The organism is Desulfoluna sp., from assembly GCF_030145185.1.
In the GTDB taxonomy this organism is placed as follows: Bacteria; Desulfobacterota; Desulfobacteria; order Desulfobacterales; family Desulfolunaceae; genus Desulfoluna.
Genome location: NZ_JAQYWB010000025.1, coordinates 25,859 through 47,184, shown reverse-complemented (window position 1 = coordinate 47,184; position 21,326 = coordinate 25,859). Strand labels below are relative to the sequence as shown.

General features: G+C 55.8%; 17 protein-coding genes and 6 tRNA genes. 12 read left to right on the top strand and 11 right to left on the bottom strand.

Translation table 11 applies throughout. The features are described 5' to 3' along the window. Positions 1-6: 6 nt before the first annotated feature. On the top strand, positions 7-1,146 hold the full coding sequence (locus Q1Q75_RS10080) for an amidohydrolase (RefSeq protein WP_300669975.1): 1,140 nt from the start codon (positions 7-9) through the stop codon (positions 1,144-1,146). Between the two features lie 111 nt (positions 1,147-1,257). Here Q1Q75_RS10080 and Q1Q75_RS10075 read toward each other — a convergent pair whose 3' ends face one another. Both Q1Q75_RS10075 and Q1Q75_RS10070 read right to left on the bottom strand, forming a co-directional pair. Further along, a complete protein-coding gene (locus tag Q1Q75_RS10075) occupies positions 1,258-1,947 on the bottom strand; it encodes a DsbA family protein (protein WP_300669973.1) in 690 nt (229 codons plus the stop codon). A gap of 250 nt (positions 1,948-2,197) precedes the next feature. Beyond that, on the bottom strand, positions 2,198-3,244 hold the full coding sequence (locus Q1Q75_RS10070; protein ID WP_300669971.1) for a TOBE domain-containing protein: 1,047 nt from the start codon (positions 3,242-3,244) through the stop codon (positions 2,198-2,200). Between the two features lie 308 nt (positions 3,245-3,552). Here Q1Q75_RS10070 and Q1Q75_RS10065 point away from each other — a divergent pair, with 308 nt between their 5' ends. From Q1Q75_RS10065 to Q1Q75_RS10020, 10 genes are all read left to right on the top strand, one after another. Then, positions 3,553-4,446, top strand: coding sequence for a sulfite exporter TauE/SafE family protein (locus tag Q1Q75_RS10065; protein ID WP_300669969.1), 894 nt, complete (start codon positions 3,553-3,555; stop codon positions 4,444-4,446). Positions 4,447-4,816: 370 nt separating this feature from the next. Beyond that, positions 4,817-5,761, top strand: coding sequence for a glycyl-radical enzyme activating protein (locus Q1Q75_RS10060; RefSeq protein WP_300669968.1), 945 nt, complete (start codon positions 4,817-4,819; stop codon positions 5,759-5,761). Between the two features lie 114 nt (positions 5,762-5,875). Further along, positions 5,876-6,691 (top strand): SDR family NAD(P)-dependent oxidoreductase, encoded by an 816-nt coding sequence (locus Q1Q75_RS10055; protein ID WP_300669967.1) that lies wholly within the window; start codon positions 5,876-5,878, stop codon positions 6,689-6,691. 246 nt (positions 6,692-6,937) lie between these two features. Next, a tRNA-Val gene (locus Q1Q75_RS10050) sits at positions 6,938-7,013 on the top strand. Between the two features lie 5 nt (positions 7,014-7,018). Then, positions 7,019-7,094: transfer RNA gene (locus Q1Q75_RS10045), tRNA-Lys, on the top strand. Between the two features lie 58 nt (positions 7,095-7,152). Beyond that, positions 7,153-7,228 (top strand) — tRNA-Val (locus tag Q1Q75_RS10040). An 8-nt stretch (positions 7,229-7,236) separates the two neighbouring features. Continuing rightward, positions 7,237-7,312 (top strand) — tRNA-Lys (locus Q1Q75_RS10035). Between the two features lie 60 nt (positions 7,313-7,372). Beyond that, positions 7,373-7,448, top strand: a tRNA-Val gene (locus Q1Q75_RS10030). Positions 7,449-7,453: 5 nt separating this feature from the next. After that, positions 7,454-7,529: transfer RNA gene (locus Q1Q75_RS10025), tRNA-Lys, on the top strand. Positions 7,530-7,808: 279 nt separating this feature from the next. Then, positions 7,809-8,249, top strand: a complete 441-nt coding sequence (locus Q1Q75_RS10020; protein ID WP_300669966.1) for a hypothetical protein — start codon at positions 7,809-7,811, stop codon at positions 8,247-8,249. A 108-nt stretch (positions 8,250-8,357) separates the two neighbouring features. Here Q1Q75_RS10020 and rarD read toward each other — a convergent pair whose 3' ends face one another. The 9 genes from rarD to Q1Q75_RS09975 all read right to left on the bottom strand — a co-directional run bounded on the left by rarD (position 8,358) and on the right by Q1Q75_RS09975 (position 18,488). Then, positions 8,358-9,275, bottom strand: a complete 918-nt coding sequence (gene rarD, locus Q1Q75_RS10015) for an EamA family transporter RarD (RefSeq protein ID WP_300669964.1) — start codon at positions 9,273-9,275, stop codon at positions 8,358-8,360. Positions 9,276-9,583: 308 nt separating this feature from the next. After that, positions 9,584-10,087 carry a hypothetical protein gene (locus Q1Q75_RS10010; protein ID WP_300669962.1) on the bottom strand — a complete coding sequence of 168 codons (504 nt, stop codon included), beginning with the start codon at positions 10,085-10,087 and terminating at the stop codon, positions 9,584-9,586. A gap of 98 nt (positions 10,088-10,185) precedes the next feature. Beyond that, complete coding sequence (locus Q1Q75_RS10005; protein ID WP_300669960.1) at positions 10,186-10,500, bottom strand: IscA/HesB family protein; 315 nt, start codon at positions 10,498-10,500, stop codon at positions 10,186-10,188. A 125-nt stretch (positions 10,501-10,625) separates the two neighbouring features. Then, positions 10,626-11,471: an FAD/NAD(P)-binding protein gene (locus tag Q1Q75_RS10000; protein WP_300669958.1), complete on the bottom strand. Its 846-nt coding sequence runs from the start codon at positions 11,469-11,471 to the stop codon at positions 10,626-10,628. 12 nt (positions 11,472-11,483) lie between these two features. Next, on the bottom strand, positions 11,484-12,524 hold the full coding sequence (locus Q1Q75_RS09995) for a 4Fe-4S dicluster domain-containing protein (protein ID WP_300669956.1): 1,041 nt from the start codon (positions 12,522-12,524) through the stop codon (positions 11,484-11,486). Positions 12,525-12,626: 102 nt separating this feature from the next. Beyond that, the gene (locus Q1Q75_RS09990; RefSeq protein WP_300669954.1) at positions 12,627-13,574 is read right to left on the bottom strand and encodes a 4Fe-4S dicluster domain-containing protein; all 948 of its coding nucleotides are present in this window, start codon (positions 13,572-13,574) and stop codon (positions 12,627-12,629) included. Continuing rightward, positions 13,571-14,008, bottom strand: a complete 438-nt coding sequence (locus Q1Q75_RS09985) for a hydrogenase iron-sulfur subunit (RefSeq protein ID WP_300669952.1) — start codon at positions 14,006-14,008, stop codon at positions 13,571-13,573. The genes Q1Q75_RS09990 and Q1Q75_RS09985 overlap by 4 nt, the downstream gene beginning before the upstream one ends. Before the next feature lie 153 nt (positions 14,009-14,161). After that, positions 14,162-17,197, bottom strand: coding sequence for an FAD-dependent oxidoreductase (locus Q1Q75_RS09980; RefSeq protein WP_300669950.1), 3,036 nt, complete (start codon positions 17,195-17,197; stop codon positions 14,162-14,164). 10 nt (positions 17,198-17,207) lie between these two features. Continuing rightward, entirely contained in the window at positions 17,208-18,488 is a 1,281-nt protein-coding gene (locus Q1Q75_RS09975; protein WP_300669948.1) for a (Fe-S)-binding protein, read from the bottom strand. Positions 18,489-19,598: 1,110 nt separating this feature from the next. Here Q1Q75_RS09975 and Q1Q75_RS09970 point away from each other — a divergent pair. After that, positions 19,599-21,323, top strand: coding sequence for a methyl-accepting chemotaxis protein (locus Q1Q75_RS09970; protein WP_300669946.1), 1,725 nt, complete (start codon positions 19,599-19,601; stop codon positions 21,321-21,323). Positions 21,324-21,326: the final 3 nt, after the last annotated feature.

Here is a 21,326-nt window from a genome sequence, read left to right as displayed (position 1 = left end):
CGCAAGATGAATGATCCATGGGTGTGCCTGAGGCACAATCTGCATCAACTTCCCGAACCCTCGGGGCATGAAATAAAAACAGCCGCGTTTCTGACCGAATGGCTCAGCGGGTGTGATCATCACGGCATGGTCACAGAACTTGGCGGGCATGGCCTCGCCGTGATTTTTGAAGGGTCCACCCCTGGAGAGACCCTGCTTTTCCGGGCCGACCTCGATGGGGTGCCCGTGACGGAGGCGACAGGGCGCTCTTATGCTTCGAATCATACCGGCTTTTCACACGCCTGCGGGCATGACGGGCACATGGCCATCCTCTGCGGGTTGGCCGGGGCGCTATCGGTTCGTCCGCCGGATTCCGGGCGGGTGGTGCTGCTCTTTCAACCGGCAGAGGAGATCGGAACCGGTGCCGATGCCGTGATTCAGGACCCACGGTTTCAGGGCTTTCTGCCGGACCGGGTGTTTTCGCTTCACAACCTGCCGGGGTATCCCCTGGGGCAGGTCTGCGTGCCAGAACGGCTCTTTGCCTGTGCCTCCCTGGGCCTGGATATCCGGCTGACGGGGACTCCGAGTCATGCGGCCTGGCCGGAACACGGACGCTCTCCCTTGCCGATGCTTCAGGCGCTTCTGGGGGATGAGGCCCTGTTGGGGCAAGAGCCGGGTGGCCCTTTTTTTATGGCCACGGTCACCCATCTGCAGGTGGGGACCCCTGGGTTTGGTGTGAGCCCGGGTGAGGCTCGGGTGCAGTTGACTCTGCGGGCCGAAGCGGACGCCTTCCTTGATTACCGGATGACCCGGATAAAAAAGACATTGACCGAGAGAGCAGCGTCTTTGGGGGTCGGATGCGAGGTCGTTTTGAGCGATGAGTTTCCAGCCACCCCCGTGGACCGGGAGATGGCGGCGATGGTTGCCGGGGCGGCCACGAAAGCCGGGCTTGATGTGGCCCCTCTCTCCGAACCCATGCGCTGGAGTGAAGATTTCGGCTGGTTTACCCGGCGTTATCCCGGGGTGATGGTGGGGCTTGGGGCAGGGGACGGGCCTCAGCTTCACAACGCCGACTATGATTTTCCGGATGCGCTGATTGAGCCGGGAGTCACCCTGTTTGAGGCGATCGTCGGGGCCTTTTTACGCAGGGAGAAGTCGACGGGGTGAGCGTTTTTTACCGGGTCACGAGGCGCGCCCGAAAATGAGGAGTGCCGGGGTTATTTCGTCGGTGCTTTTTTATACCGGCAGAAACTGCCTGCGTAATTTGTTCTTACCGGTTTACGAGGCTCGCCCGAAAATGAGGAGCGCCGGAGTGATTTCGTCGGTGCGAAGCGTGCCGTGTATCCAGTCGGCGATATGCCTCTGGAGTATATTCAGGGGCTTGTATCCCTGATTGAGAATGGAGGCGGTCTCTCCCTCTTTGAGTACCAGGGCGGGAAAGGCCTGGGCATTGCAGGCCGCGGCCAGCTCAAAGTCGGCCTGGGTCTCCAACCGAACGGATTCGGTGGTCATGAGATCTAACACCACCGATCGGTTCAGCCCCACCTCTTCGGCCAGATGGCCCAGAATCTCTGGCTGCGTGATATCTTTCATTTCCATATAAAATGCGTGGTGAAGAGCTTGGTAGTAGGGCAGCGCCAGAGTTTCGTCCAGACGTCTGACGGCGACAAAGGCCTGGCTTGCCGGCCTGGAGTCGTAGTGAAAGTCTGATGCGTCGGAAAGCAGATGGGTGCTGATGGCCTGTCCGGTGGTTTGGGTAACGCCCCGCCAGTTTTTTAGTAACACCGGTTTGAAGGCCTCGGTGATGAGAAGGGGATCCTCCACCCGGAGTCCTCCCATAATAAACCGAAAGGGCACGGTGCCTGCAAACTGATCCATCAGCGCATCAAGGACCGGTGCAAAACCGAAACACCAGGCGCACATGGGGTCGCCTACATAGAGGATCTCTTTTTTGGGGTTCAGGGTCACGTTACACTCCATTATGTCAAATCCAAGGGACCGGATGAGGGAACCGGTCGTGTGCGTTTTTAGTTAAGAAGAGGCCTGCTTTTCTGTTTAAAAAAGTATTTATATCACATGTTGCGTGGCGCTTCACCCTTTTGATGAAAGGCGCAGCCGCAGTCTCCACGTCCCGGCCTTAACCCTCCGGTCATCGGGTCTCTCTTTTCGCCACGTCTGGCCGAAATGGCCCCTTTAGAAAATTCTTCGAGCACCGCGTCTATTCCTGAAGGCGGAGAATGACAGAAAAAGCATCGATCAGTGCCCAGGCTTCGTCGCCTTTGCCAAGGGCCAGGGCCTCCTCGCTGGGCCGGGTCATCAGGGCGCACACCTCGGTGCCATCGGAGAGAGAGAGGATCAGCTCCGTGGTACTTTTTCCGCTGAGAATGCGGATCACGGTGCCTTTCAGGGCATTGGCGCAGCTGGTGGCAGGCAGGGTGCTTCCGGCCGCGATCATCACCCAGGGAGCCTTGACCTCGGCGGTGAGAAGGGTGCCGGGCTGCAAGGACAGGCGGTCAGCGCTTTCGTTGGTGATGATGGCCGTGAGTGTGTAACCGCCCAGGGTGGCAAGGGTGACCACAGACTGGATATCCCCTGCGAGAATGCAGGTGACCTTGCCCACAAAACTGTTTCTGGCGCTGGTTTTGATGTTGCTTTCCCGCTGGGTGACCTGTTCCACCACGCGTCGCATGTCCTGATCGGAGAAATCAAGCCAGCCGGCGGTGAGACCGGCCGTGCTGTGACCGAGCATTTTTTGGACCACGGGAAGGGGCAGGTTGCTGCGAAGCAGCTCCACGGCCCGCGATCGGCGAATCACGTTGGGGCTTCCCATGGCTTTGTCCAGGCCGCAGACCTCGGCCCGTTCGTAAAATTTTCTCCGGACATGGCCGGCGTCCACGTGGAAGGGTTCGGTTTCAGAGGGAGGCAGGGTCTCCTGGATCTCAAGGCAACCGTGGGGAGGGATCTGTACTTCGCGATAACCCGAGGCATCGTTGCCGACACGAATGGTGTGGCCGGTCAAATCCAGCTGCTCCCGGGAGGCGATGCCCAGAATTTCTCCCAGCCGCGCACCGCTATAACGAATCAGCAGAAAAATGCAGAAGATCCGCTTCCGGGACTCTCGGGTGTCGGCGCGTCGCGCGGTTTTGACCCAGTCCCGGAAGGCCCCTTCCAGGGCGGCCAGCTGCACGGGGTCAAGGTACCGGCTCGCTTCGGACGGGGAGAGGATGGACGAGGGGTTGGTGGGTGCGTGTGTCTGTGTTTTCATGGAGCGCATTATAGCGATAGATGCATTAAAAACCAAGGAATTCAGGTTGACATCCATGGAAAAGCCGTGCATCGTATGACATGTAAAGTATAAAAAACGTGTTAGCCCGGACATTTCATGAGAAACCGCAATGCAAAAAGAAATACGGTTTTATCACAGAGTGTTACGGCGAGAATATTAGATTTTTGAATAATACAAAATGTTATTTTCGGTTTTCTGTCCGATTTTCTCACCCTTCGTGAAATATCCGGGTTAGTTTTTTTACGACACAGGACCCATTGCATTTACTTTTTGCAAAGGAGATGGCCATGTTGTTCGAAACAGCTGGTATTGAAGTCGCTCTCTGGATCCCCCCCCTCGTCGCCTTTGGTGTCTCTTTTATAGCCTCCATGGCCGGTCTCTCCGGTGCCTTTCTGTTGCTCCCTTTTCAAATGTCGGTGCTGGGGTACGTTCATCCTTCTGTCAGTGCGACCAATCAACTTTTTAATATTGTCGCGATTCCTGCCGGGGTCTGGCGCTTTGTCAAAGAAGGGCGCATGGTGTGGCCCCTGACCCTGGTTGTGGTGATCGGCACCTTGCCCGGCGTGATCATTGGAGCCCTGGTTCGCGTCTTGTATCTGCCGGATCCACGCCATTTCAAGTTATTTGTCGGCCTGGTGCTCCTGTACATCGGGGGACGCATGATTCGGGGGCTGGTGCGAGGCAAAGAGGTGGCCCCGGCTCCGGCCCATGGCGAAGACGATGATTTTCAGACAAAGGTCCTCTTCTGGAATTTGAAAGAGATGGCCTACACTTTCCGCGGAAAGACCCATCGCTTTTCGGTGCCGGGGATCTCCTTGATGAGTTTTATCGTGGGCATTATCGGTGGCATCTACGGTATCGGTGGGGGGGCCATCATTGCCCCCTTTTTTGTCTCTTTTTATGGGCTTCCCATCTACACCATCGCCGGGGCGACCCTTATGGGCACCTTTGTCACCTCTGTGACCGGTGTGTTTTTCTACCAGGGCATGGCTCCCTTTTTTCCTGCCATGAGTGTGGCTCCCGACTGGACGCTGGGGCTTCTTTTCGGGATCGGCGGGATCGCGGGGATTTATCTGGGGGCCAGATGCCAGAAATTCGTGCCGGAGCGTTTTTTGAAATGGATGCTTTGTCTGGTTCTTCTCGGGACCGCCGGGAAGTATATTGTTGAATTTTTTAGATAAGAATGGCTTGTATCCCGGATATTTCACGAGTCGGGTGCGCTTATATGCAAGGCATCAGAGCTGCCGATGTCGTGGTTTACCTCAAAGCACTGATAACGCGGCAGATGAGTGCACCCGGCTCGCCCGAAGGGTGAGAAAATCAGACAGAATATCGTGGATTACATTTTCTACTTTTGAAATGTCTATATTTTTCTTGGTAAAATGCTGTAATAACGTATTATTGTTTTGGTGTGGTCGTTTTCTCATGAAATATCCGGGCTAAGGATTGACCCTTTTTGCAAACGCGGTTACGGTGATCCATGTTGTCATCCAAGGCTCAATCAGCAGGCGTTGACCCTGAAAAAATTTCTGACGATTGCCGCAGGGCGCCATGAACCCTGATACAGGCGTCTCATCTCCAGTTGATCCCTTGATTCTGGAGATCAAGGGCAACTCTTTGGAGGATGGCCCAGGTATTCGGACGGTCGTCTTTATTAAAGGGTGCCCGCTCTCCTGCGTCTGGTGCCATAACCCGGAAAGCATAAGCAGCGCCATGGAGCTCTCCTTTGACGCAGGGAAATGCATTGGCTGTGGTGAATGCAGCGCGGTGTGCGAAACCGGTGCCTTGGTGCCGGGCCATCCATTCGGTCCGAAGCGCAATCGATGCAGCCTCTGCATGGCATGCACTGAGGTCTGTCCCTCGATGGCCCTGGAGCCGGTGGGGCAGGTGATGGCCCTTGAGGCGGTTGTGGCGAAGGTGATGAGGGATCGACCTTTTTTCGAGGCGTCGGGCGGGGGCGTGACCCTCTCCGGGGGAGAGCCGACCTTTAATCCCACGTTTTGTGGGGCGCTTTTAAAGCGATTCAAAGCCGAGGGCCTCCACACCCTTCTTCAAACCTGCGGGCACTTCGCCTGGCCTGTCTTTGAATCCACCCTCCTGTCTTATGTGGATACGATTTACTGCGACATAAAATTGATGGATCCCGATGCGCACAGGCGCTATTGCGGGGTTACCAATACACGAATTCTCGAAAACCTGGAGAACTTTCTGGTTCTCAGCCAGAACGGCACGCTGGACTTTTTGCCCCGGGTTCCTTTAATTCCCGGGATTACAACCACCGAGGAGAACCTCGTCGCCATCGCCGAATTTTTGCAGGATCGGGGGGGCAGGCGGGTGCAGGTGCTGGCCTACAATCCTCTCTGGCACGAGAAGGCCTTGAGGCTTGGATCCAGCAATTCCCAGGCTCGCGATGAGCTCATGCATCATTTTATGGATCCTGCCGAGGTGAAGAGGCTGTCCACTCTCTTTATAGAGCGTGGTCTTGAGGTTGTGTGAAGGGATGCAGGCGTGTCAGTGACGCAAGACCTTTATCGGAGAAATAAGGGCCATTGTTTTATTACGGGACGCTCAGGGTGATCATACTGGACAAGCTTATCTCAGGAGGCGACGATGGATTGGAAGGGCATTACGGTTTACGTGACGGGCGGGTCCAGCGGAATCGGTCTGGAGTCGGCAAAACAGCTTTTAGACAAGGGAGCGCGGGTGGCGCTTTTTGCCCGGGGTGAACAGGCGCTGACGGCTGTGGCCGAGGCGTTCCGGTTACGGTCGGATCAGCCGGAGGTTTTCTCCCTTTCCATGGATGTCTCGCAGTGGAATGATGTAGAGCTTAAAATAAATGAAACAGTGGACCGTTTTGGTGCCCCGGATGTGGTGGTGAATTGTGCCGGGGTGGGGGCGGTGGACCACTTTGAGAAGATTGATGCCGCGGCCTTCGATCAGGTGATGGCCATCAATGTTTCCGGGAGCCGCAACGTTGCCGCGGCCACCGTACCGTGGCTTAAAAAAAACAAGGGGGCTCTCGTTCTGGTCGCCTCATCGGCCGGGTTTATCCCCGTTTTTGGGTATTCGGCTTACAGCACCTCGAAATTTGCTGTCATGGGGTTCGCCGAGGTGTTGCGGTATGAGCTGGCACGTTTTGGGATTCAGGTGAGCCTCTTTTGTCCCTCAGAGGTGGACACCCCACTGCTGGAGAAGGAAAAGGCCACTATCCCTAAGGAGACTCGTGCTCTGAAGAATTTTGGAGGGGTCCTTTCCGTGGAGGTGGCCGCCGATAAATTGATCAAGGGCATTGAACAGGGGCGCTTTCTGATCGTTCCCGGCGTCCGCACCAAAATTCTGTACTGGATGCGGCGTATAGTCCCTGGCCCCCTTTACCGTTTCGGTGCCGACTTTACGGCCATGCTGGGCGCGACACGGGGAGGGTGAGTCAGCCCTCTTCGGGTTCTCTCCCGAGGGGCGAGTGTCGCCGACGGGTGTTGAGAGCGGCTCGGTGGAACAAACGACCAGGTAACCGGTGAGATCCCACTTTCAATGATCAACCGATTAAAAAGGGTGATACAATATCGGGAGATATTCCGGTGCCATAATTCATCACGTCTGAGAGCATCGAAAAATATGGCTTTCAGGTGTTGACATGCATGGCATGGTCCTGTAAAAGTTTCCTCGTTCTTCGGGTGAATAACTCAGTTGGTAGAGTGCAACCCTTACAAGGTTGAAGTCACAGGTTCGAGCCCTGTTTCGCCTACCACCCCCGGGTCGTTAACTCAGTTGGTAGAGTATCTGCCTTTTAAGCAGAGAGTCACTGGTTCGAGCCCAGTACGACCCACCATTTTTTAAGCCGACATTGTCGGTAGAAGTCAGCGCTTTTGAAGCGTATCCCAGATTGGGGGCGGATAACTCAGTTGGTAGAGTGCAATCCTCACACGGTTGAAGTCACAGGTTCAAGTCCTGTTTCGCCCACCACCCCCCTTGGGTCGTTAACTCAGTTGGTAGAGTATCTGCCTTTTAAGCAGAGAGTCACTGGTTCGAGCCCAGTACGACCCACCAGAAGACAAGCTGACTTTAGTCAGCAAGACATAGGCGTTTTTAAGCGCCACCCCAGATTGGGGGCGAATAACTCAGTTGGTAGAGTGCAACCCTTACAAGGTTGAAGTCACAGGTTCGAGCCCTGTTTCGCCTACCACCCCCGGGTCGTTAACTCAGTTGGTAGAGTATCTGCCTTTTAAGCAGAGAGTCACAGGTTCGAGCCCCGTACGACCCACCATTTTAAAAAAAGCCGAAGCGAATGCTTCGGCTTTTTTTTGTCTTTTTTTGGGGCCTGAACGCACCCCGTCTCAACATATCTTGTGGGCAGGGGTGCTGTGTGATAGAATTCAGGAAATTGATTGAACGTTTACAATCATTGGAAAAGGGCCTTTTGACTTTCCTCCCGTCTCCTTATCTTTCCCCCGAAACGGATCTCTCCGTCCGTATCCCGTCTGTTCTCACCCGCACCTGATCCGGCCCCTCCATCCTACCCTCTACATTTAAAGGAGTGCCGTGTATGGATGCCAAACGATTTGATGAGGATATTCGAAAAACATTTGAACAGTTTGGGGAGACCGGGGTGAACGTCCAGCTTCTGTCAGCCAAGGACAGTCATGTCTCCCAACCTCCCTACGACTGGGTTCAGGTGATGATGAAGGTTATCCCTGTGGTCCCCGATCCCGAGCCCTGGGCGGAAACCTGGCGTTACGGCGGGGTGCTGCAGCACGATAAAATTCCCCTCCCCATCGGCATGCGGCCCATTGATGTCAATCGCATGATCAGTGCCATTGATGCCGCCAAAAAGTTGCCCCCCGGCTTTAATCTGCAAGGGGCCTCCTGTGACCTTTACTGGGCGCTGCATCCCGAAGTGAAGGAGCCTTACTATCACTTTACCTCTGGAGACCTGACGATTTTGATTGGGGCTTACACGGGAGACGTGATGGAACCGCAGTTCTAAACAGCGGCAGAGAAGAGCCGTCCCAACGACGTGGGGCGGTGTGTTTTTCCTCCTGAAAAGCGGGGATCCGGCCAGGCCGGGTCCCCGTTTTTTTTTAAGCGAGAGAGGCTACGTTGACTCCGGGGTGGAAAGGGTCTCATTGTGGGTTCGGAAACGGACGATAGAATCCCAGGTGACCAGGGCCAGGGCGGTCCAGATCAGAACGAAGGTTCGGATCAGAGAGGGGTCCAGGGGCTCGTCAAAATAGAAGACAGCCAGAAGAAAGGTGCAGGTGGGGGCCAGGTACTGGATAAACCCGAGGGTGGAAAGGGGCAGGGCTTTGGCTCCCAGGTTAAAGAGGAGCAGGGGAAGGGCCGTGATCAGCGCGGTCCCCATCAGCAGCAGGTCTGTGGAGACGCTCATGTGAAGGAAGGCGCCGTGCCCCCTGGCCTCGAGGGTGCCCAGATACGCCACCGCAGGGATGGACAGGAGCAGGGTCTCAAGGGTCAGCCCGACCAGGGGCCCCACGTCCACCACTTTTCGTATCAGGCTGTAAAAGGCAAAACTGAAAGCCAGAGCCAGGGAGACCCAGGGCAAGGTTCCATAATCGAGGGTAAGCCACAGGACACCCGTGCCCGCGATCAGCACGGCGGCTTTTTGTTTCCCCGTGAGTCGTTCCTTTAAAAAAATCATCCCGAGAAAGACGGTGACCAGGGGGTTGATGTAGTAGCCCAGGCTGGTCTGCATGACATGGCCGTGGTTGATAGACCAGATAAAGATAAACCAGTTGGTCCCCACCAGGCAGGTGGTGAGAGTCAAGACCGCCAGAGTGCGCAGATGGGTGAGGGCATCATAAAAAGCCCGCATCTTTTTTTGGAACACCAGGATAGGGACAAGAAAGACAAGGGACCACACCACACGATGCATGAGGGTCTCAAAGGCTGGAATATGGGAGATATGGTTCCAGTAAAGGGGGGAAAGCCCCCAGATGAGAAAGGCCTGCATGGCAACCAAAAGGCCGGTGACGGTTTCGGAACGAGACGGCATGGGACAGTCCTGCAATTCAAGGGTTAACGTTAGCGTCAAGGCTGAAGGTGAGAGTGATACCATGGGCTGGTGGGACTGTCGAGGAAAAGAGGTGCAAGGGGGAGAGGGACTTGGGGATGGGGGCACCCGCTGAGCCATGAGGGGGATGGAAAAAAGACCCTATCCCGGATATTTTATGAGAAAACGATCAACCCAAAACAATAAACCGTTATTTCAATAGGTTATTTCGGAAAATTCAGTTATTTCAAAAGTACAAAATGTAATTCACGGTTATCTATTCGCTTTTCTCACCCTTCGGGCGAGCCGGGCTATGATTGTTGCTGCCCGGAGCCTGCCCTTAGCCCCCGAAAGATAAAGAGCAGATCTTTTTCAGTGATACGGGAGAGGAGCAAGTCGTCGTAGTCAGGTTCGGAGGGTGTGGGGGGCAAGACTCCCTTGGGGGTGGACGTAAAAGCCGTCTTCAGGGTTCTGATTCGCTTCAGATCCGCCGGGTTATCCAGATTACGATTGTTCTCAATCCAGACGGAGCAGGCATCGTGGGGGCCAACGAAGAGCAGGTAGAGGTGGGTCTCTTCTTTGACGCCAAGCATGCGATACCCTTTTCCGATGTCGAACTTCACGGCATTTTGGATACGGGACTCCCCGCGATTGCTGAGTTTCCCGGCCTCGTGCAGGGGGGGATGTCCATTTTCCAACAAGCGTTGGATGATGAGCTCGGCTTTGCGGCTCGCGGCAACAGCCATCTTGTGTGACCGGCGCATGGCACTCAGCTGTTTCTCAAATCGATGGGTGAGGTGAATGAATCGAATCATGGACTGTCTCCGAGGTCGGGGATGGGTGTCGTCACCGGGGGGAGCGGATAACGGCGTAAGCCGTGACCCGCCACCGCCCGGCTCGGACAGGACAGTGTTTATGAGCAGCAGGAGCCGTGGCTGCCGCAGGAGGAACACCCACTTTCAAGCTTCAGGCTGGAGCTGATTTTAAAACCGATCTCTTTGAAATCCACCACCAGAGGCTGGGCCTGATTGAGGAACTCGGTATCGACGACGTAGTCCATGCCGTCCAGAGTGAAGAGGGTATCGCTCTCTTTTTTTTCATCAATGGCCATGGCCAGCTGGGGGCCGCCGCATCCCCCTGAGTTCAGAAAGAGACGAATAGGGGCCGCAGGACGGTTTTCAAAGTAACGGGCGATTTCTTTCCGGGCTGTTTCAGTGACGGTAAACATTTTTTATTTCCTTTTTTGGGTTGCCCTGGGGCAGGGAATACATGCCGTGTGGGCCGCATGGCTGCGCGGCCCTTTTTTATTAAATCATTGCATGCACATTGGCTTATAAAATACTGATAAACAGACTAAAATTCACTGGGTGTTAGATTGATCTCAGCCAGGGTAAAGACCGGTCCATCCATGCAGACCCGCTCCGTGCCGATGTTGCAGCGACCGCACATGCCGATGCCGCATTTCATTCGGTTTTCCAGGCTCATGATGATGTGGTCGTGGCTGTAACCGAGTTTTTCGAGCACCGGCAGGGTGAACTTGATCATTACCGGAGGCCCGCAGACGATGGCGTAGGTGTCGTCAGAAGCGGCCGGGGCCACCTTCTCCGTCAGGGCAGGGACAAACCCGGTGTGGTAGTTCCAGGCGGGGTCATCGGTTCCATCTACGGTGATGTGCATGTGGATGTCGTCACGTTTCTCCCAGGCCGTGAGTTCGTCTGTATAGAGCAGCATGCCCGGGGTCCGTGCGCCGTACACCACGTCAAGGGTGCCGAATTTGGAGCGGTTTTCGGGCTCCAGTATCATCTTGATGGAGGAACGCAGGGTGGTAAAAGCAAATCCGCCGCCGACGATGAGGATGTTTTTGCCCACAAGGGTATCCCACGGGTATCCCTTGCCCAGGGGGCCTCGGATGCCCATGATGTCGCCTGGCTGCATTTCGTGGAGCCAATTTGTCACCTTGCCTGTTTTGAACACGGTGAACATGAGAAACCCCTTTTCCGTCGGCGAGGAGGCGATGCCGATGGGGATTTCTCCCTGGCCGGGGACGGAGAGTTCGGCGAACTGTCCGGCCTGGTAGTTGAATTTCTTTTCGTCTTCCGGGTCGAGGAAGCTGAACCGAAAGGTTTTGAGGCTTTTGTCCTCGGTGGCCACATCGATGGCATCGATGCGGACCGGATAGGGTACGTATGGATTCTGCATGGTTGGGGTCCCTTATGCCTGGCTGTTCATGGTTTTGCAAACCTCTCGGATGTCGATGCCCGCAGGGCACTGCTCAATGCATCTTCCGCACCCCACACACATAATGCCGGTCTCGTATTTGTCCTGAAAATACTTGAGCTTGTGCATGAATCGCTGGCGGGTCCGCTGCAGGGGCGTTTCGCGGGGGTTGTGTCCTGAGCCGTGCTGGGTAAACAGGGAGGTCATGCAGGAGTCCCAGTTTCTCATGCGGTAACTTTTTCCTTCGTACACTTCGTCTTGGATGTCGAAGCACCAGCAGGTGGGACAGGCAAAGGTGCAGGCACCGCAATTGAGACAGGCAAAGGTGGTTTTTTGCCAGTGATTGGCCTCATAAAGCTCCAGGACGGTCTTCTCTTTGATGCGGTCAAAGGAAATGGCTGAGGTGATGGCTCTTTCCGCCGCCTCTTTTTTGGTTTTGATGAGCGCTTCGGCCCCTTCTTCGGCTTCTGTTTCAAATCCGGCGGAGCGGGCCCAGGCTGTTCCTTTGTCGGTGATCACCTTGGCGAGATAGCGTTCACCGTCGTCCACAAGAAGGACATCCAGGGGAGACTCGTCAAAGGGACCTGTGCCACAACTCGTGGAAAAATCGCTGGCCAGAGGCTCTGTCACGGCCAGGCCGATCCAGGTGCAGGATTCCCACGCGTTGAGCACGTAGGGATCCTTGGTCTCCCCGGTGTCGAAGTTCAGAGGCATCAGGGAGAGGGCTTTGGCATCACAGGGGCGAATGCCGATGACGGCTCGGGGCGAGGGGAGTTTCTCCTCCGATACATAGATATTTTGCTTCACATCGCCCGGTTTTAATGCGCAGGTCATCATGATCTGGGAGGGGGGGAACACCACCCCTTTGGGAGAGAGACGAGTGAGAAGGCCCTCCATGTTCGGGTACTCGTCCGGGGCCAGCTCTCTGAAGCCCAGGCAGTCTGCGTCCCACGCCGAACCCACGAGGGTGTAATCACCCCGCGCGCGGTCCAGCCCGGCGTTCCAGCTTGTTCTGTCGATGGTTAAAATGGTCATGGGTATGATCCTCTATCGCGTCCGGGGCACCCTGTGTCCCGGTGATGGGTTTAAAAAAGGCCCCCCTTGTGCTCTTTTAATTCGGAGGCCGTGTTTTTGTCCCTACAGGATAAACTCTTCCGGGTCGTCCAGGCAGAAGATGTCCTGTGCCGGGCGTGCATCGAGGGTAAGGCCCGCTTCAAGGCCCCATCGGTCACCCACGGTTTTTTCCATTTTACGGGTCAGCAGGCGTACCGGGACGTCCATGGGACAGGCCGATTCGCATGCGCCGCATTCGGTGCAGCGACCGGCACAGTGGATGGCCCGGAGCATATGATAGGTGCGCACGTCGACGGGATCGGTGCCTTTGCCGACCCATTGGGGGCGAGATTCATCCACGAAGCAGGTGGGGCAGTAGCACAATGGGCAGGCATTTCTGCATGCGTAGCAACGGGTGCATGCTGAAAAGGCCTCGTCAAAAAAGGCCCATTTGGCGTCGCTGGTTTTCGCGTCGATCTCCCGGATGTCTGCGTACCTGTCCATGCCAGTCTGCACGGGCACGGGGTCGGCCACGAGCATGTCGTAAATCACGGGGTTGGGGTGAGCGCAGAGGGCGCAGTTCTGGCGCAGCAGCTGGGCCTTGGGCACTCGAATCTCTTCACCGGCGGTGGTGAGAATCATCTCTTCACCCTGCTCGGTGGCATACAAAATGTCTCCGCCGGCCATTTCGGTGGCTTTTTTTACCTCAATCATTCCGGTACAGGGCACGCCGATGATTACGACATCTTCGCGTTTGATGCGGTTCTCCGTGATATGCACCAGGATGTTTCGGGTATCACATCCCTTGGCCACAACGGCTACTTTTCCCATCTCTTTTTTCAGGTATGTCGCCAGGTTGAGGCGGCAGTTGACGTCCCAGTAAAGCTCACCCGTGTCTGCTGGGGTGGTGGCCAGAAAGGGTTCGGTGGTGAGGGGAAAGGTTCCTCTTTTGAATCCGAGGACCGTCTTCACGTCACCCGTTTCAAGGAGTTTTGCGGCCAGGGTCTGGATGGTTTCTGTGTATCGGTTCATGCGGCGCTCTCCTCCGGGCTTTTCTTGATAAACACCCTGGCTGGGCCGAGCTGCTTGACCTCATCGATCACCCGGTTGGCCACCTCGGCAAACTTCACCCCTTCGGCGGAGGAGATCCACGAGAAATGGAGGCGTCCCGGTTCGATGCCGTTGAATTCCAGGATCTCTTTAAGCAGGGTGAACTTGCGTCGGGCGTAGTAGTTGCCTTCGATGTAGTGGCAGTCTCCGGGATGGCACCCGGAGATCCAGACTCCGTCGGCTCCTTTTCGAAGGGCGGCCAGGACCATTTTGGGAGAGATGCGACCCGAGCAGGGAACGCGGATCACCCGCATGTGGGGGGGATATTGAAAACGGCTCACACCCGCCAGGTCGGCGGCACCGTAACTGCACCAGTTGCAGAGAAAGGTAATTATTTTTGGTTCAAATGAACTCATATTTTTATCTCCAAATTGTGGGCATAGATGAAAGACCATGCCTCCGGTGGTCCTGCCGGGGACCAAACGTTTGACAAACAGGTTTTTTATGGGCGCAGCCCATAAGCGAATGTGATGAGCCTGAGGAACTCAGGCGAGAGAGCATTCGCGAACCTAAAAATTGTCGATCATGGCCATGAGTTGTCCCTCTTCAAACCCTTTGAGCTGGAGGGCGCCACTGCGGCAGGAGGCGACGCAGGCGCCGCAGCCCTTGCAGATGACGGGGTTGATGCGGGCTTTGCCGGCCTCTTTTCCTTCGGTCACAAGGCTCGGGGCGTTGTAGGGGCAGACCGCCTCGCAGACGCCGCAGCCGCTGCATAAGGCCGGGTTGACCTCGGCCACATTGCCGCTGGTGTTGATGGTTTTTCCCGACAGGAGGCGGGTGGCGCTGGAAGCTGCGGCCTGGGCCTGGGCAATGGCTTCATCCACGGGCTTGGGATAGTGGGCCAGCCCGCAGAGGAAAACCCCGCTCACGGCAAAGTCCGACGGCGCCAGCTTGACGTGGGCCTCGGCAAAGAAACCTTCGTCGTTGATGGGGACTTTGAAGAACTGGGCCAGCTTGGCGTCCCGGTACGGCACCACGGCCGTGGCCAGGGTGAGAAGATCTGCCTGGATGGAGAGGGGGCGCTGAAGCACGTGATCGGTGACGGTAACCGTGAGGCGATCCCCGCTGTTTGTCACCACCGGCTTGTCTTCTGTGCTGTAGCGGATAAAGAGGACCCCTTTTTCCCGGGCTTCCTTGTAAAGTGCCTCACGTTCCCCGTAGGTGCGTATATCCCGATAAAGCACAAAGATTTGCATTTTGGGGTTCTTCTCTTTCAGATGCAGGGCGGAGACCATGGTGTGGGTGCAGCAGACGCGGGAACAATAGGGACGCCCGGGTTCGCGGGAGCCCACACATTGAATAAAGACGGCGCATCCGGCCTTTTTCAGGCTGGGATCATCATCGATGAATTTTTTGTCAAGTTCCAGGCCTGTCAAGACCCGGGGATCCTGGCCATAGAGGTACTCATCCGGTCTGTATTCGCCGGCCCCTGTGGCGATAACGGTCACCCCATGGGTCGTTGACGAGCGCTTGTCCCCTTGCGTGATTGTCGACTGGAAGTTGCCCACGAAGCCATCCACTCCGGAGAGCTCGGCTCCCAGGAACAGGTCGATATTGGGGTCGGACGTCACCTCAGTGACCATGGTTTTCAGGCCGTCCTGGATCGACTCTCCTTTGGCGGTCATGTAGAGGTGATTGGCCTGGCCGCCCAGCGTCTCTTCTTTTTCCACGATAGAGACGTGATACCCCTGGCAGGAGAGGGCTTTTGCTGCGGCCATGCCGGAGAGACCGCCTCCGACGACCAGGGCGTTCTGGTCAATGGAGAGTTCGGCTTCAACCAGGGGGGTAAAGAGGGCCACCTTGGCCACGGCCATACGGACCATTTCCTGAGCCTTTATCGTGGCCTCGGCCGGATGGTCCTTGTGAACCCAGGAGTTGTGGTTTCGGATGTTGACCATCTCAAAGAGGTACTTGTTAAGCCCGGCGTTCATCAGGGTTTCCTGGAAGAGCGGGTCGTGGGTTCTGGGAGAGCAGGCTGCCACGACGATGCGGTTGAGCTTTTTCTCCCGGATCACCTGGGTGATGGCGTCCTGGGTGTCCTGGGAGCAGGAGTAGAGGTTGTCTCCCACATACTCCACGAAGGGGAGGCCGCTGGCAAAATCTCGGACGGCGGGGACGTCTATCACGCTGCCGATGTTGATGCCGCAGTAGCAGACGAAGACCCCCACCCTGGGACGCTCGCCCGTGATGTCGGTTTCCTCCGGAGCGGTGAGAGTTTGGGTGAGGGTCCCCCGGGCCGAGGCGAGGGATGCGCCGGCTGACAGGGCGGCGGAACCAGCCTCAATGACCGACTGGGGGATGTCCTTGGGCCCCTGGAGGGCACCGCAGACGTAGATGCCTTCGCGGCTGGTGGCCACCGGGTTGAAGGAGTTTGTCCTGGCAAACCCGCCGGGGGTGAGTGCAACCTCCAGGTTTTCGGCAAGGCTTTTCACCTCCTCAGAGATCTCCATGCCCACGGAGAGAACGACGATATCAAAAATCTCCCGGGTCACCCGGCCGGTGGTCTCGTCCACGTAGTCGATGACCTGGCCCACCGTTTCTCCCGGCTGACCGAAGACCGAATGAACACGGCAGCGGACGAATCGAATTCCATGTTTTTCTCTGGCTTCGTTGTAGCAGCTCTCAAACCCTTTGCCGTGGGTTCGCATGTCCATGTAAAAAATAGTGCAATCAAGGCTCGGATCGTGTTCCTTGGCGATGATGGCCTGCTTGATAGCGTACATGCAGCAGACGCTGGAGCAGTGGCCGTTGCTGCAGGTGTTGATGTCCCGGGAACCCACGCATTGGAGCCAGGCGATTTTTTTGAGCTTTCCATGGTCGCTGATGCGCATCAGGTGTCCCTGGTTGGGACCCGAGGCGGAGAGCAGCCGTTCGAATTCGAGGGAGGTCACCACATCGGGACTTCGGTCGTAGTTGTAGATCTCTTTTCCGCTGGGGTCATAGGCCTTGAACCCTGGGGCGAGGATGATGGCGCCCACGTGAAGGGAGAGGGTTTTATCGGTGTCGTCGTAGTTGATGGCACCCGCCGGGCAGGTTTTTGCGCAGATGCCGCATTTGCCTTTGGTGAGCATCAGGCAGTGGTCGGCGTCGATGCAGTACTTAAGGGGCACGGCCTGGGGGTAAAGCGCGTAAATGGCCTTTCGTTTCACCAGCCCCTGGTTGTAGGTGTCTTCTACTTTTTTCGGGCACTTCTCTGTGCAGGCTCCGCAGGCGATGCATTTGTCCATGTCCACGTAGCGGGCCTTTTGAAAGACCTCTACCTCGAAATCTCCTTTTTCCCCTGTGACTCCCTGGATTTCAGAGAGGGTGAGCAGCTCAATGTTCAGGTGGCGCCCCACCTCCACCAGCTTGGGGGACATGATACACATGGAGCAGTCGTTCGTGGGGAAGGTCTTGTCCAACTGAGCCATGACGCCGCCGATGGAGGGGGATTTTTCGACCAGATAGACGTAATATCCCGAATTGGCAAGATCCAGCGCGGCTTGAATGCCCCCGATACCGCCGCCGGCGATAAGGACCGATCCCATGGTTTTTTGATGTGTCATTGATTTCTCCTTACAGTCCGAATTCGGCCAGATCAGGCCCCAGATAGGTGCGTTCGTTTTCCCCGAGAATCCCCAGCGAGAGGCAGATGAGGGTCCAGAGATGCACGGTGTGGTAGGATGCCTTGAAGTGGTGACCGATGTCTTCCACCTGGGCGTGGCAGTTGTGGCAGGGGGTGATGACGTAGTCGGCCCCGGTGGCCATGATCTGGTTGAGCTTCACCTTGCCGTAGGCGTGCCGTTCCTGGGTGTATCCGGCCTGGAGAGAGCCGCCGCCGCCTCCGCAGCAAAAATTCATCGAGCGGTTTGGGGCCATGTCGATGAAGTTTTCGTTTCCAACCACCTGTCTGACCACGAAGCGCAGGTCGTCGGCCAGTTTGTCCCCTAACGATTTTCTCACCACGTTGCAGGGATCCTGGACGGTGAATTTGAGCCCTTTGGTGTTCCAGTCGGAGTTGACGGGGAGCTTGCCCTCACGAATCCATCTGGCGTAGTACTCGATGATGCTCTTGAATTCGAAGTTGTGGGGAATATTGAATCGTCGGAGCCCTTGCCAGACGGCATAGAAGGAGTGGCCGCATTCGGTGTTGATAAAGACTTTGCAGCCGAGTTTTTCGATGTGCTCCACCTGGATCCGGATGATTTTTTCCCAGGAGGGGTCGTCGGCCAGGAACATGCAGTAGTTTTCACCGCCCCACATCCTGGAGTAGTAGGTCCAGTCCGCGCCCACGGTATGGAGGATCTTCCATAAGGGGAGCAATTCATCCGGCTCGGTGACGGGCTCACGGGAGTTCTGGTTCAGGGCAAAAAAGGCCCCTTCACGATCGAGGTCTGCTTTGAGATCTTCAAACCCGGGCTGATCACGGCACTCTTCGGCCAGATCCTCGATGGTAAATTTGAAATCTTCCAGGGGCACACCCATGGCCCCTCCATCTGAGTTGATGTGGTGATCACAGGAGCCGAGGATTCCCTTGGGGCGCTCCTGACGGGGCCACTGAGCCCGCAGGTCGTAGATGAGCTGGGGAATGTTGATGCTCATCGGACAGACGTCGTAGCATCTCTTGCACATCGTGCAGACCCAGACCCAGGGGTGGCGTTCCAGCTGGTCATCCATACCGAGAACCGCCATGCGTAAAAATTTTCGTGGATCCATCTCCATCTGACCCGTTGCTGGACACCCGCTGGCGCAGGTGCCGCAGGTGAGGCAGGCGTTTAAATTCCCGTCAGGAATCATTGCCAGGGCCTTGTCCCGTATATGAGAGGGGGTTCCGGTCACTTCCAGTACTTCTACCATTGTTTTGCTTCTCCTCTTCAGACAGCGTCTTTTCCACTGCCTCAGGTCTGTGCCTGAGGCGAGCGGGATGTTTTATCCCTTCGGAAACCGGGAAGGCTTCCTCGATTCAGGGACGCCCGATCCACCAGGGACGGGCCGGGGGGTGAAGAGGAAATGAACCTTTAGGAGGGGAATAGAAGGCCGCATTTCCAGGTATCACCTGACGCGCTAAACCTCTGTGATTCAGTGAGGCTATGCAGCGCAGTCTTGGAGTGTGGTCAATCCGCCATCACGGGCGGATCAATGGACTCCGTCAGTTGTACCCGGAAGGAAAAGGCATGATGTCTCCTGTACTGTGGGGTGTGAGGTGATGGCTCGAATCCTCTGGCAATTCCATGATTCAAGAAGCAAAACACTGACCATCGCTGTCGGGTCATTGATATATAGGCCATCTGAATGTGTCAAATAGATATATTTAATATTCAACCGGGGGAATATCGGGCAAATGAATCAGGCGGTCCTTCTGTGTTCCTGTTGCCGGTTGGGGGCCACGGTGGATTCCAAGCCTCCCGCTGCGTGGCATAAAAATAGAATGGGATTCATATCGTCCGCTTGTCGCAAGTGTCTTTTACGTAGGATAAAGACCCTGTGTTCCTGGTTCATTCCAGCAGGGAGATCGAGATCCAAGGTCGAAGAAGGGGCCTGACAAAGTTCAATGAGGATTGGGGAGGGCGCGCCCTTCGTTTAGGGTAGATGCAGCCCTGTTAACATAAGGCGAAATATCAAGGTGTTAACAAATTTTTTACAAATTGTTCTAAACTGAATCTTCCTTTTGGCGATACGTATTTTACACAAAAAAGATTGATTGAAAGTGACTGAACCGATCCCTTCCAGGACGGAAAAAGGGCTGGGGTTGTAGCTGTTTGACTGGAAAATGAGTGTTGTCGCGATGGATTATGGGGACGAATATTGCGGGAAAGTTAGAAAGAGTAAAAGAAATATGTGGAGATGCTCAATGTGTGTGGGAGGGCGACGCCGATCCTGCACCGGATCCAGGGAATGGATCGATTGGGTCGGCGGCATCACGCGGCCGTGAAAAGGATAGCAAACCAAACGTGATAAGGAGTAGCAATGTTCAAAAAGGTCTCTATTAAAGCACGGATTTATATCATTATCGGGATGATCTTTATGCTCTTCTCCGGTATGTTGTTTGGTTCGTTTAAGATCGGCGGATTGGCCAAAGAGGTGGGCATCCTGGAAGCAGAAGAGGTGATGCTTAAAGGTCAGAAAGAGAAGCTGAAGGTTGCGACTCATGCCATGGCACTGGTTCTTGGTGAAAATATTCAAGAGACAATGGACCCGGCCGGGATCTCCGCCGTTATCCAGGACCACATCGAATCCATTCGGTTTGAGGCAGACAAGTCCGGCTATTTTTTTGTTTATGACGGCTTTCGGGTGGTGTTCAATGCCGCGAATGCTTCCATGACAGGGGAGGACAGGAAGGATGTCAAAGATGCCGATGGCGTTCAATATGTCATGGCACTTGAACAAGCGGCCCGATCCGGTGGAGATTTTGTCACGTACAGATTCGAGAAGCCTGGAAAAGGGGTGCAGCCGAAGTTGGCCTATGCGGAGGCCATTCCCGGCACATCGCTTTGGGTAGGGACCGGCGTCTATATTGATAATATCGAAGAACAGAAACATGTGATTGAAGAGGTGATCTCTGCAGAAGTGTCTGGCGGTGTGCTCCTTGTTGCCAGTGTTGCCGGCGTTTTTTTTCTTCTGATCATTCTCCCGATTACCCTGATCATGTCCTTTGCCATCACCCGGTCGTTAAGGCAGGCCATCAACGGCTTGAAAGACATTGCCGAAGGTGAAGGGGATCTGACCACGCGCCTTGCGATTACCCATCAGGATGAAACCGGAGAGCTGGCTCATTGGATCAACGTCTTTATTGAAAACCTGCAGACCATCGTTCGGGATGTGGCTGAAAACGCTGCAGGGCTTAACCATGCCTCCACCGAACTCTCGGCGGTGTCGGTTCAACTCTCTCAAGGGGCTGAACAGGCCTCTTCCAAGTCGGACAGTGTGGCCGCAGCAGCCGAGGAGATGAGTGTCAGCATGACCTCCGTGGCAGCCGCCAGTGAACAGGCGTCCACCAACGTGGGGATGGTGGCGGCCGCTTCGGAAGAGATGAGCGTGACGGTACAGGAGATTGCCGCAAACTCGGAAAAGGCGAGCGGTATGACCCAGGATGCGGTGGGCAAGGCGAAGGTGGCGAGGGAAAAAGTGGATCTCCTCGGGGGGGCGGCCCATGAAATCAGCAAGGTCACGGAGGTGATTACCGAAATTTCTGAACAGACCAATCTTTTGGCTTTAAATGCCACCATTGAAGCGGCACGGGCAGGAGAAGCGGGCAAAGGTTTTGCGGTCGTGGCAAACGAAATCAAGGCCCTTGCCTCTCAAACCTCGGAGGCCACCCTGGCTATTAAACATCAGGTGGAGGGGATTCAAGGCTCCACCCGGGAGACCGTCACGGAGATTCGTTCCATCTCTGAGGTGATTATGGCCGTCAATGATATCGTCTCCACCATCGCGGCATCGGTGGAGGAGCAGGCGGTCACCACCCGTGAAATCGCCGGCAACGTGGCCCAGGCCGCTCAGGGAATCGAAGAGGTCAACGGCAATGTGGCGGAGAGTTCAACCGTTTCGGCCAATATCGCCGAGGAGATTGGCCAGGTGAATGCTGCCGGAGGTGAGATTGCGGCAAGCAGCACGATGGTGAGTACCAGCGCAGAAGAGCTGTCCCGCCTTTCTGAAACGCTGACTGCCATGGTTTCGCGATTCAAGGTGTAAAAT